This is a genomic window from uncultured Roseobacter sp. (assembly GCF_947491795.1).
Taxonomy (GTDB): domain Bacteria; phylum Pseudomonadota; class Alphaproteobacteria; order Rhodobacterales; family Rhodobacteraceae; genus Roseobacter.
Genome location: NZ_CANLKW010000002.1, coordinates 1,022,606 through 1,034,389 on the forward strand (window position 1 = coordinate 1,022,606; position 11,784 = coordinate 1,034,389).

General features: G+C 58.1%; 10 protein-coding genes. 8 read left to right on the forward strand and 2 right to left on the reverse strand.

The features are described from left to right. Window positions 1-17: 17 nt before the first annotated feature. Window positions 18-2,207 (reverse strand): NADP-dependent isocitrate dehydrogenase, encoded by a 2,190-nt coding sequence (locus Q1A34_RS11970; protein WP_300034052.1) that lies wholly within the window; start codon window positions 2,205-2,207, stop codon window positions 18-20. Between the two features lie 451 nt (window positions 2,208-2,658). After that, window positions 2,659-3,543, reverse strand: a complete 885-nt coding sequence (locus tag Q1A34_RS11975) for an HAD hydrolase-like protein (protein WP_300034054.1) — start codon at window positions 3,541-3,543, stop codon at window positions 2,659-2,661. Between the two features lie 227 nt (window positions 3,544-3,770). Between Q1A34_RS11975 and Q1A34_RS11980 the strand changes: the two genes are divergently transcribed. The 8 genes from Q1A34_RS11980 (at window position 3,771) to Q1A34_RS12015 (ending at window position 11,456) form a co-directional block, all read left to right on the forward strand. After that, window positions 3,771-4,550 (forward strand): DeoR/GlpR family DNA-binding transcription regulator, encoded by a 780-nt coding sequence (locus Q1A34_RS11980; RefSeq protein WP_300034056.1) that lies wholly within the window; start codon window positions 3,771-3,773, stop codon window positions 4,548-4,550. Next, window positions 4,547-5,566, forward strand: coding sequence for an ABC transporter ATP-binding protein (locus Q1A34_RS11985; protein ID WP_300034058.1), 1,020 nt, complete (start codon window positions 4,547-4,549; stop codon window positions 5,564-5,566). Before Q1A34_RS11980 ends, Q1A34_RS11985 begins: the two co-directional genes overlap by 4 nt. 47 nt (window positions 5,567-5,613) lie before the next feature. Continuing rightward, window positions 5,614-6,882, forward strand: coding sequence for an ABC transporter substrate-binding protein (locus Q1A34_RS11990; protein ID WP_300034060.1), 1,269 nt, complete (start codon window positions 5,614-5,616; stop codon window positions 6,880-6,882). Window positions 6,883-6,948: 66 nt separating this feature from the next. Then, window positions 6,949-7,842: a carbohydrate ABC transporter permease gene (locus Q1A34_RS11995; protein ID WP_300034062.1), complete on the forward strand. Its 894-nt coding sequence runs from the start codon at window positions 6,949-6,951 to the stop codon at window positions 7,840-7,842. Then, window positions 7,839-8,648, forward strand: a complete 810-nt coding sequence (locus Q1A34_RS12000; RefSeq protein WP_300034064.1) for a carbohydrate ABC transporter permease — start codon at window positions 7,839-7,841, stop codon at window positions 8,646-8,648. The genes Q1A34_RS11995 and Q1A34_RS12000 overlap by 4 nt, the downstream gene beginning before the upstream one ends. Next, a complete protein-coding gene (locus Q1A34_RS12005) occupies window positions 8,645-9,436 on the forward strand; it encodes a phosphodiesterase (RefSeq protein ID WP_300034066.1) in 792 nt (263 codons plus the stop codon). The genes Q1A34_RS12000 and Q1A34_RS12005 overlap by 4 nt, the downstream gene beginning before the upstream one ends. Window positions 9,437-9,466: 30 nt before the next feature. Next, the gene (locus Q1A34_RS12010; RefSeq protein WP_300034068.1) at window positions 9,467-11,122 is read left to right on the forward strand and encodes a Na/Pi cotransporter family protein; all 1,656 of its coding nucleotides are present in this window, start codon (window positions 9,467-9,469) and stop codon (window positions 11,120-11,122) included. A gap of 163 nt (window positions 11,123-11,285) precedes the next feature. Next, window positions 11,286-11,456 (forward strand): hypothetical protein, encoded by a 171-nt coding sequence (locus tag Q1A34_RS12015; protein ID WP_300034069.1) that lies wholly within the window; start codon window positions 11,286-11,288, stop codon window positions 11,454-11,456. Window positions 11,457-11,784 lie beyond the last annotated feature (328 nt).

An 11,784-nucleotide genomic window follows, 5' to 3' on the forward strand; every position in this document is an offset into this window, starting at 1 on the left:
CGCGGTCTGTGCTCAGATCAGCCGACAATGCCGTTCAGAGTTTCAGACGGCCGCATGACCGCATCTGTTTTGGCGGCATCTGTCCGGTAGTATCCGCCCAGGTCTGCGGCAGGCCCCTGGACCGCGGCCAGTTCGGCCAGGATTTTAACTTCGTTGGCCGCGAGTGCCTCTGCGACCGGGGCAAAGTGCTCTGCCAGACCGGCGTCCGCTGTCTGTGCTGCGAGTGCTTCCGCCCAATAGCGGGCAAACCAGTAGTGGCTGTCGCGGTTGTCTGGCTCCCCGACCTTACGCGAAGGGGAGCGGTCATTGTCCAGAATGCCCTGCGTGGCTTCCTCGACAGTTGCCCCGAGCACACGTGCTTTTTCATTGCCCCGCGCATCCGCGAGGAAAACCAGACTTTCCCCAAGCGCACAGAATTCACCCAGGCTGTCCCAGCGCAGATGGTTCTGTGCTGCGAGCTGTTGTACGTGTTTGGGTGCAGAACCACCGGCGCCCGTCTCAAACAGACCGCCGCCATTCATCAGTTTCACAATCGACAGCATTTTTGCCGACGTTGCCAGTTCCAGAATGGGGAACAGGTCGGTCAGGTAATCCCGCAGGACGTTACCGGTTATGGCGATGGTATTGTCGCCTGCCGTGATGATTTCCAGCGAAGCACGCGTTGCCTCACGCGGCGCCATGATGCTGAAACGGTCGGCCACGCCCTGTGCTTCCAGAATGGGGCGGACGTATGCGATCAGTTCGGCATCATGCGCACGGGTCTCATCGAGCCAGAAGATGGCACTGCAGCCTTCCGCTTTCTGGCGGAAGATCGCGAGGTTCACCCAGTCTTCGATCGGGGCTTTGCGCGTTGAGGCCGAACGCCAGATGTCGCCCGCTTCAACCACGTGCTCGTGCAGGATCGTGCCGTCGTCCAGTATCATTCTGACAGTACCGGCAGCCGGTATCTCAAAGGTCGTCGGATGCGAGCCGTATTCCTCTGCTTTCTGCGCCATAAGGCCGATGTTCTGGACGGTGCCCGCGGTTGCCGGGTTCAGCTTTCCGTTTTCTTTGAAGAACCGGATCGTCTCGTCGTAAACAGGCGCGTAGGAGTTGTCGGGAATAACGCAGTTGGCGTCTGCCTCTTTCCCGTCGGGACCCCATCCTTTGCCGCCGGCGCGGATGAGCGCTGGCATTGATGCGTCGATGATCACGTCCGAAGAGACGTGCAGGTTAGTGATGCCCTTGTCGGAGTCGACCATATACATGGGCGGGCGGTCCGCCATGCAGGCCTCAATGGCGGCCAGAATGTCATCATGCCCTTCGACCCGCGCGAACAGATCGCCCAGCCCCGAATTCGGGTTTACCCCCAGATCAGCGAGTGTGTCGCCGTGTGCTTCAAACACCGGGGCAAGAAACGCGCGCACACCGTGGCCAAAGAGGATCGGGTCCGAAACCTTCATCATTGTCGCCTTAAGGTGCATCGAAAACAGAATGCCCTGCGATTTCGTCTTTTCGATCTCTGCCGCGAGAAATTCCTTAAGCGCCGCAACACTCATGAAGGTCGCATCAACAACGGTTCCGACCGGGAAGGCGATACCTTCTTTCAGGACGGTTTCGCCAGTGTCAGTTTCCAGTACGATACGGGCAACAGCGTCCCTGCTCAGCGTGGCAGACTTTTCGTTGGAGACGAAATCATTGCCGGACATGGATGACACATGTGTCTTGCTGTCCGCGGTCCATTCACCCATGCGGTGAGGGTTCTTTTGCGCAAAACTTTTCACGGCCTTTGCCGCGCGCCGGTCGGAGTTTCCTTCACGCAGAACCGGGTTGACCGCAGAACCTTTGATCGCGTCGTATCTGGCGCGGACGTCCTTTTCGGCCTCCGATTGCGGTGCCTCGGGATAGTCGGGCAGGGCGTACCCTTTTGCCTGCAGCTCTTTGATTGCGGCAACCAGCTGGGGTACCGAGGCCGAGATGTTGGGGAGTTTGATCACATTCGCTTCAGGCGTTTTGACGAGGCGGCCCAGTTCGGCAAGATCATCTGACTGGCGCTGATCTTCGCTCAGGTTTTCCGGAAAGGCTGCAAGAATGCGCCCCGCCAGGCTGATGTCCCTTGTGCCAACGGTCACGCCGGCGGCGGCGGCAAACTTCTGAATGATCGGCAGAAATGACGCAGAGGCCAGTTCCGGCGCTTCGTCCACTTTGGTGTAAATGATATCGGACATGAGATGCTCCTGATGGCTGTATTTGCGCCCTCATACCCGAAGGCTACTGCTGCGTCGACAGTATACCGTCGCATACGGGCGCAAATGTCGCGCGGGTTTGCCCGGGTGATCAGTACGGGTCATTTTTTGGGCCGGACAATACGTTCATGAAACAGATGCCGGGGCTCCGCCGAAGAGACCATCTGCGACATCAAGCACGCCGCTCGCAAACAGCGCATTACAGGGCAAACCTGTCGCGGCTTTCACGAACCAGACAGGGCACTGGGAGCCAGACCAATAAGCTGCTCAGATGACTGCAAAACAGGAATGAGCGGCTGATCCAGGCCGTTTGAGATCTGGTGCCGGACAAGAGCATTCTGATCGAAACAACCTGAACAAACATCTGCGCCCGCCCGGAAACTCCCTGCCAGCGGACAGGGGCGTACTGTCCGGTGAAAATGTTCGAAATCGTTCAGATCCGGGGGAGTTGCCAATCGGCAAAGAGGCGCGACTCTTCCGAGAATGGCCGCGTATCAAAACCCGAAAACAGTCCATCCTGGGTGACCAGCACGGTTCGCCATCCACGGGCCGCGGCCCCGAGGATATCTGTGTGCAGCGTATCACCGCACATCGCAATGCGATCAGATGCCAGCCCCGGCAGTGTCGCCTCGATGAGATCGTAGACCTCCGGAAAGGGTTTTCCAAAGAACTGAACGTGCTTGGGGAACAGGTCCGCTATTTTGTGGCCGTAGTACCCGGGCTCGACAGAAAAACCATCATCGCGCGGGGCTGCCAGATCAGCGTTTCCGATCAGCAGTGTTCTCGGGCGGTCCTGCATGGCTGCTTCGAGCAACTCCTGCTGCGCAAGGGTCCAGTCGGCGGTTGACAGAAACAGGAAATGGTCAACCCTGTTGTAGTCTTCGGGGGCGTCTTTCAGGCGCGTCGTCTGCACGGGCAGGTCGCTCAATGGGTCAGTCTCAGCGGCGATAACACCCCAATGCGCTTTGCTCAGGTTCTGAAGGGTTGCTTCCCGGCTGGTAATGATTTCGTCGTCCTCAACGCGCAGGCCCAGGCGCTTGAATTTGGCAATGGCTCCGCTGCGGTCGTAACTGGCAGCATTGGTCAGAATGCGGATGGCACAGCCCCTTTCACGCAACTGGTCCAGCCGTGTGTCCGCGCCAGGGATCATCGTTTCGCCTACGTTGAGCACGCCAAAAGCGTCGAAAACAAAGGCATCGACCTCGTCTGCTATTTCCAGCAATGACTGAATTTCTACAGAGCTTTCACGTGCCACAACCTTTGGCAACCGCGCCCGGACCTCCTGGTAGCGGTCAAAAATCGACTGCGTTGTAAGCATGCTTTTCTACCCCAGGGTCAGCTCCGCTATTCGTTTCCACTGTAAGGAAAAAGAACGTCGGTGGAATGAAAAACAACAAAACAACAAAAAAATCTGCGGAGGGTGTTTTGTTGCGCGACGATTTCAGTGAAATTCGCAGGTCAATAGCGACGAGACGCAGATAAAAATGTTGTTTTGTTGCTTTTTGCCTACTAACGTTGTTCCAGACTCAAGGCTGGAGGGGTTGAATGTCATCCAAGAAGCGAAGACGACGCGAGGCGATCTCGGCTTTGGTTCTGGAACGGGGTGCTGTCACCGTTGGTTCACTGGCAGAACGCTTTGACGTCTCGATGCAGACGATCCGGCGGGATGTAGATAAACTGTGCGAAGGGGATATGCTCCACCGGGTTCATGGCCGGATTGAGCTCAGCCAGGAATTTTTGAACACGCCCTTCGACCAGCGGGCTGGCACGAATTTACTGGGCAAGCAGGCCATCGGCGAGGCAGCGGCACGTCTTATTCCGGATGGCGCCACGTTGTTTCTCTCTATCGGGTCCACGCCGCTGAGCGTCGCGCAAGCGCTGCGCTGTCGCAACAATCTGACGGTTATTACCAACAACCTGAGTGCGGCAATGGTCTTGAGCGAAGAAGTTTCCAACCGGATTATCTTGCCGGGGGGCGAGCTGCGCTTGCCAGACCGGGACATCCTGGGCGATGACGTTCTGGAGTTTTTCGGCCGGTACCGGGCGGATTTTGGTGTGTTCGGTGTCGCCGGGATCGCGGAAGACGGAGCGCTTTTGGACTTCCACTCAACCGAAGTGCGTGCGCGTCAGAAAATTCGCGCGAGTTCCACCAGGTCTCTTCTGGTTGTCGATCAGTCAAAGTTTGGTCGCCCGGCGCCTGCGCTTGGCGACAATATCTCGGACATGGATATGACGATTATCGACCGGCTCCCGGGTGGCCCATTCACATCACTGACGCAAAACATCAGTAGCAGGCTGCTTGTGGCCGAAGGAGAACCAACATGACGACGCCTCCGTTTGTGAAGCTCGATGGCGTGGCAAAGCGCTGGAACGGTCAGTTGGGCGTCGAAGGGATCACTCTGGACATTCCCGAGGGCAGCTTTACCGCTCTGCTGGGCCCTTCGGGGTGCGGAAAATCGACGACGCTGCGCCTGTTGGCGGGTCTTGAACTGCCGGACGAGGGCAAGATCCTGATTGACGACAGGGATGTGACAACGAGTGCCGCGTCCGACCGGAATCTGTCGATGGTGTTTCAGTCCTATGCCCTGTTCCCGCATCTTTCCGTGGCCGAGAATGTGATGTTCGGCCTGAAAGTCAGACGTGTCCCCAAAAAAGAGCGGCTGGAGAAGCTGCACCGCGCCCTTGAGATCACCGGGCTGCTCGGGCTCGAAGACCGCAAACCGGGCGAGCTGTCCGGCGGCCAGCGTCAGCGTGTTGCTCTGGCCCGCGCCATTGTCGCAGGCCAGCGCCTGTGTCTGATGGACGAGCCATTGTCGAACCTCGATGCCAAGCTGCGCAACGCCGTTCGTAAGGACATCAAGAAACTGCAACGCGATCTGGGGATCACGGTCGTCTATGTCACCCACGACCAGACCGAGGCCATGAGCATGGCTGATACTGTGGTGCTCATGAAAGACGGTCACATTCAGCAGGTCGGCGCACCCGAAGACCTCTACAGCCGGCCCAACAACACCTTTGTTGCCGAATTTGTGGGCGCGCCGCCCATGGCGCTGCTCGAGTCCGGTGTTCTCGGTGGGTTTGGCGAAGGCAAAACAATCGGCATCCGGGCTGAAAACATACAGATCGTGCCGAAGGGTGACGGGCGGATGCGCTGCACTGTCACCGAAAGCGAATTTCTGGGCGCGGAAACCCTGATCGGGCTCGATCACGCAGGCACCACCGGGCTCTGCGTGCTGAAGCCAGGGCTGTCGATGATGGCCGAGGGCAACGAGATCGACATCACATTTAACGACGAAAATCTGCACGTATTCGATGCGGCGGGCCAAAGGCTGGCGGGCTGATGTCTGCGAGGCCAGTAAACAATGACTGACAACCAAGGGAGAGAGAGATGAAACTATTTTCGACAACAGGACTGGGGCTTGCAACTGCAATGGCCGCCGGTCTGGCGGCTCCGGCGACGGCCGAGACAGAACTGACGATGTATTATCCGATTGCCGTTGGCGGTGCGCTGACCGAAGTGGTGGACGGCATCGTCGCTGATTTCGAGGCGGCAAACCCGGATATCAAAGTCAACGCCATCTATTCGGGCAACTACGACGACACCCGTGTGCGCGCTCTGTCGGCGCTTGCATCCGGTGAGCCTGCGCAGCTGGCGGTGATGTTTTCCATCGACGCCTATGACCTGATCGAGCAGGATCTGATCCTGCCCTTTGAGGAAGTTGCAACAACCGACGCCGACAAGGCATGGCTGGACAGTTTTTACCCCGCTCTGATGGCGAATGGCAAAATCGAAGGGCAGACATGGGGCATCCCTTTCCAGCGCTCGACCATCGTGGCCTATTACAACAAAGATATGTTCCGCGCCGCCGGTCTCGATCCCGAAGCGCCGCCCACAACCTGGGACGAGATCATCGAGACGGGTAAGGCTCTGACCGCGGGCGACACCTACGGCCTGATGATCCCCTCTACCGGCTATCCCTACTGGATGTTCCAGGCGCTCGCGATCCAGAACGGCAAAGAAGTAATGTCCGGTGACGGTCTGACCACCTATTTCGACGATCCGACTGTCGTTGAAACGCTGGAGTTCTGGAAATCGCTCTCGACCGAACACGGCATCATGCCGACGGGCACCGTCGAATGGGGTACCCTGCGTCAGGCGTTCCTCGAAGGCCAGACCGCGATGATGTGGCACTCCACCGGCAACCTTACAGCGGTGAAAAATGGCGCGAGCTTTGATTTTGGTGTCGCGGAACTGCCTGCCAATGTGCGCAAAGGCTCGCCCACCGGCGGCGGTAACTTTTACCTGTTCAAGGACACGACCGATGAAGAACGTGCAGCAGCGCTCAAGCTGATGCAGTTCATGACCTCGCCTGAACAGGCCGCGGCCTGGTCCATTGGCACGGGGTACATGGGCGTGTCGCCCGCCGCCTATGAGACCGAAGCACTCAAGGCCTACACGGCTGAATTCCCGCCTGCTCTTGTGGCACGTAATCAGCTGGAAAACGCCGTGGCCGAGTTTTCGACCTTTGAGACAGCACGCGTGCGCGACGGTCTGAACAACGCGATTCAGTCCGCGCTGACCGGTGCGAAAGAGCCGGCGGAGGCACTGGCCGAAGCACAGGCAGCCGCCGAGCGCCTGCTCAAAGACTACCAGTAACCCAACCGCCGGGCCGATGCGCGCTGCGTGTCGGCCCGGCCTTTTGCAGTTCCCCGGAGACATGCCATGTCAGCCCATGCCAACCTCGAACGTCGCAGGCAGGCCATTTACGGCTGGCTGTTGCTCTCCCCGGCGGCTGTGCTGCTGACGCTGTTCGCGTTCTATCCCTCCGTCGCGACCCTGTGGTCGAGCATGTTTTCGCGTGGCACCCGCCGCAAGCCCACTGAGTTCGTGGGCACCGAAAACTATTCAGACCTTTTCGCGGACCCAACGTTCTGGATTGTGGTCAAAAACAACCTTTTGTATGCGGGCATCACGATTCCGGTGTCGATCTTTATCGCGCTTTCGATGGCGCTTTGGGCCAATGGCAAGATCCGCGCGCGCGGCTTTGTCCGCACCGCCTATTTCACACCGACTGTCCTGCCGATGATTGCCGCCGCTAACCTGTGGCTGTTCTTCTATACCCCCGGTCTCGGCGTCCTCGACCAGATCGGCAGCCTTTTTGGACTGCCGTCCGTCAACTGGCTGGGCCAGCCGGAAACGGCGCTTTGGGCGATCATCATTGTCACGATCTGGAAGGAAGCAGGGTTCTTCATGATCTTTTATCTGGCCGCCTTGCAGACGATCCCTGAGGACCTGAAAGAAGCCGCCGACATCGAAGGGGCAAGCCGCTGGACCTATACCCGCCGCATCGTCTTGCCGCTTTTAATGCCCACAACGCTCTTTATCGCGGTGAATGCGATGATCAACTCGGTCAAGCTGATCGACCACCTCTTTATTCTGACCAAAGGCGGTCCGTCCGACGCGTCCAAGCTGATCCTCTATTACATCTGGGAAATGGCCTTTGCCTTTTTCGATGCCCCGAGTGCGGCCGCCATGACGATCATGGTCATAGCAGTACTGGGGATCGTGGCGGCGGTGCAGTTCTTCTACCTTGACAAAAGGACGCATTACCAATGAAGGCCCTGACCAAATTCATGGACAGCTTTGGCGCGATCCTGCTGGCGATCATCTGGATTGCACCTCTGCTCTTTGCCTTCTGGGCGGCCACGCATTCGACCTCGGATGCCGTGAACCTGAACCTCTTTTCGCCCTGGACTCTGGAGAACTTCCGCGTCGCCTGGGCCGGCGCGCCCTGGCTGAAGTATTTCATCAATACCTTCCTGCTGGTGACAGTCATCCTGATCGGCCAGTTCTTTCTGACAACGCTGGCGGGGTTTGCCTTTGCGCAGCTGCAATTCCCAGGCAAGGATTACGTGTTCATTCTGGTGCTGATGCAGCTTTTCATCCTGCCCGAAGTGCTGATCGTTGAAAACTACGCCATGATCTCGCGCCTCGGACTATTCGACACAATCCTCGGTGTCGGTATGCCCTATATGGCCAGCGCTTTTGGTATCTTCCTGATGCGGCAGGCGTTCAAGGGCGTTCCCATCGAGCTGCATGAGGCCGCACGGATCGAAGGCTGTGGGCTCCTGGGCATTTTGTGGCGGGTCTATGTGCCTTTGGCCAAACCCACCTATCTGGCATACGCGCTGGTGTCCGTCTCGACCCACTGGAACAACTTCCTGTGGCCACTGATCGTGACCAACTCGCCCGACACGCGCCCCCTGACGGTTGGTTTGTCGATCTTCGGCGCGCCGGAGAATGGCGTTGATATCAGTATCATCTCTGCTGCAACTCTGATGTCTGTCGCTCCGCTGTTGATCGCGTTCCTGATCTTCCAGCGTCAGTTTGTGCAGGCCTTCCTGCGCGCAGGGATCAAATGACGGCGATATTGCAAATCTCCGACACGCATATTGTGCCTGAGGGAGCGGTAGTGTCGGGAAAACTGGACACTGCGGACACGCTGGCGCGACTGGTCGAAAGGATCGGCAGCATCCGCCATCAGATCGGCCCGATTGACGCACTGCTTGTCAGCGGCGATCTGAGTGATGATGGCTCGGCCGGGAGTTACGCCCGGTTCCGATCACTCATCGCGCCTCTGGACCTGCCGGTCTGTGTCGTTCCCGGCAACCACGACGCCCGGGAACCGATGCGAGCGGCCTTTGCGTACGACCTGCCGGAAACGGGTGCACTCAACTGGTCGCGGCAATTCGGCGATATCCGACTGATTGGCCTTGATACGCTGGTCGAGGGGCAGGGGGCAGGCTTCCTGTCCCGGGACAGCCTGGGGTTCCTGGAAAGTGCTTTGTTACAGGCAGACGGTGCGCCAGTGCTTCTGGCATTGCATCATCCACCCTTTGCCTGCGGCATCGCCTTCATGGACAAAATCGGGCTGACCAACAAAGAGGCGCTTGAGGAAATTCTGGCCGGGTATTCCGGTGTGCTGCGTCTGGTGTGTGGCCACATCCACAGCCTGATGATCAGCGATATCTCGGGCCATGTTGCCATGTCTTCACCGTCTCCCTGCAGCACCTTTGCCTATGACCGCCGTTCCGATGCTCCGGTTGGCTATATGATTGAAAACGATGGGTGTTTGCTGCACACATGGGACAAGCGGTTCCAATCCATCCGAATTGGACCGGTTGCCGGAACAGGCCCTTTTCCCTTCTGACCGCACCACAAGACAGAAAGCAGAAAACCGGTGAATGAACCACACGTCCTTCAGATTCTGATCCATATAGCAGGCGCGGCCGCGCTGCTGATCTGGGCAGTCCGGTTGGTGCGGACAGGGGTTGAGCGTGGATTTGCGGCACCCATGCGCATCTGGCTGCGGCATTCCGCCCGGAACCGGTTGCTTGCGGCAGCCACTGGAATGGGTGCGGCGGTCCTGTTGCAAAGCGCCACGGCGGTTGCGGTTCTGGTGTCCAATTTTGTGTCCAAGGGCGGTCTGGCAACGGTTACCGGGCTTGCGATCCTTTTGGGCGCCGACGTGGGGTCTGCTGTGGTGACGCAGCTCCTGGTCGTCCGGCAGCCCATTCTGATCCCGCTTTTGCTTGTGGTCGGGGTCACAGTTTTTCTGCGCGGCGAGGGCAGCAACACGCGGCAGGTCGGGCGGATCATGATCGGGCTTGCCCTGATCTTCGTATCGCTGGACATGATCCGGGATGCAACCGAGCCGATGATCTCCAACCCCGGGACCCAGGCTGTTATGACATACCTGGGACGGGATCTGCTGACGGCCTTTGTGATTGGTGCCGTCTTTGCCTGGGGCGTGCATTCAAGCGTGGCGGCGGTGTTGCTCTTTGTCACGCTTGCCGGACAATCCATCCTGCCGGTTTCTGCTGCGGCGGCAATGATACTTGGGGCCAATCTTGGTGGAGGGATCATCGCATTTGTGCTGACCTGGTCTGCGCCACTGGCGTCACGAAAGATGATCATGGCAAACCTGATCCTGCGGGGGGGTGGCGCTGCATTTGCGGCCTTTCTGATTGCAGCGCTGCCGGATGTCATGAACCAGCTTGGGGCGACGCCTGCCCGGCAAACCATCAATCTGCATCTTGCTTTCAACTTCGCTCTGGCCCTGGCAGCTCTTCCTTTTGTGGGGCCGGTTACTGCGGCATTGTCTTATTTCATGGTTGAAAAACCCAGTCCGAACGGAGCCTTGGAGGCCGCCAGCGCACTTGATCCCTCTCTGCTGGATCGCCCGCAACGCGCCATTGATTGTGCGGCACGTGAACTGCTTGGAATGGGTCAGAAGATCGAACAGATGCTGATCGCGGTCGAACCATTGTATGACCACTGGGACAACACGACGGCGGCCCGGATTGCCGAGCGGGACAAGGCGATCAAACAAACGCATCTGGATATCAAACTGTATCTGGCGCGCCTTGGTCAGAAAGGCATGGATGAAGAGCTGAGCAGACGCTCTATGGAGCTTGCCTCGATTTCAACGAGCCTCGATTCCGCGTCCGATGCTATTGCACGGATCATGATCGAACTCGCCAAAAGGCTGGATATGCAGAAACTGCATTTCTCGCCACAGGGACGCGAGGAAATCCGTGATTTTACAGACAGGGTCCAAAGCAATGTGCAGCTCGCCCTGAATGTGATGATGAACCAGAACCCGGCCGAAGCCCGCGAACTGGTCGCGGCCAAGGAAAAGGTGCGCAAGGTTGAGCAGAAACTTCAGCGCAGCCATATTGGCCGACTGCGCGAGGGGCTCGCTGAAAGTATTGAGACAAGCAACATTCATCAGGAAACGCTCAGGGCGCTGAAGCAGATCAACACGGCGTTTTCCATGGTAGGCCACCCGATCCTGCTGAAATCAGGAGATTTGCTGAAAAGCCGTCTCGCATAGGTGCATGTTTACGGGCCGGATGAAAGAGAAGGCGGGCCTCAGAGCCCTGCCAGCGATTGTGGGCATATTGTCGGACAAAAACAGCCGCAGACGTTAACGCGTATCTTCGCATTTCGCGCACATCCTGAAACAAGCGCGGATTGATCTGCGCCCCGGCAAGCTGATGATCATAATAGATCTCGCGGTTCTGGCAGCCGTGATCAAAGTGAGTACCGGGGGAATAGATCACGAGTCGCAAGTCATCACGGTGCCGTTCCAGCTGGGGAAGGCCGAGGTCACATCAAAGCGCCGGGTGCAGGATATTGTTGACCTTGCAAAGTTCGCGAAGCTGTAAGCTGAGATCTTCCGCAATCCCTCAAACCCGTGCCGTCGGAATCGCAAACAGAGACCAGGGCCTGAAACTGGCCCGATCTGCGCTCACGTACGTGTCTCTATTGGAAACCGCCTGTGCCAGGCGCCCGAAAACACGCCAGAATCAAGCGGCAAGTGCTCGGCAGTCAGAATCTCAGGAGTGGGTGGCTGTGGTCTTTTTTTTCTGCTATCCGGTCTCCGCATTTGCTGCAGTGCTGTTTCTGATTACTGTTCTATCTCAAAAGCTTACCGGTGAGGAAGCCGATGTTATGCAACAGGAACTGCGGCGTATTTCGCGGCAAATGTCCCAA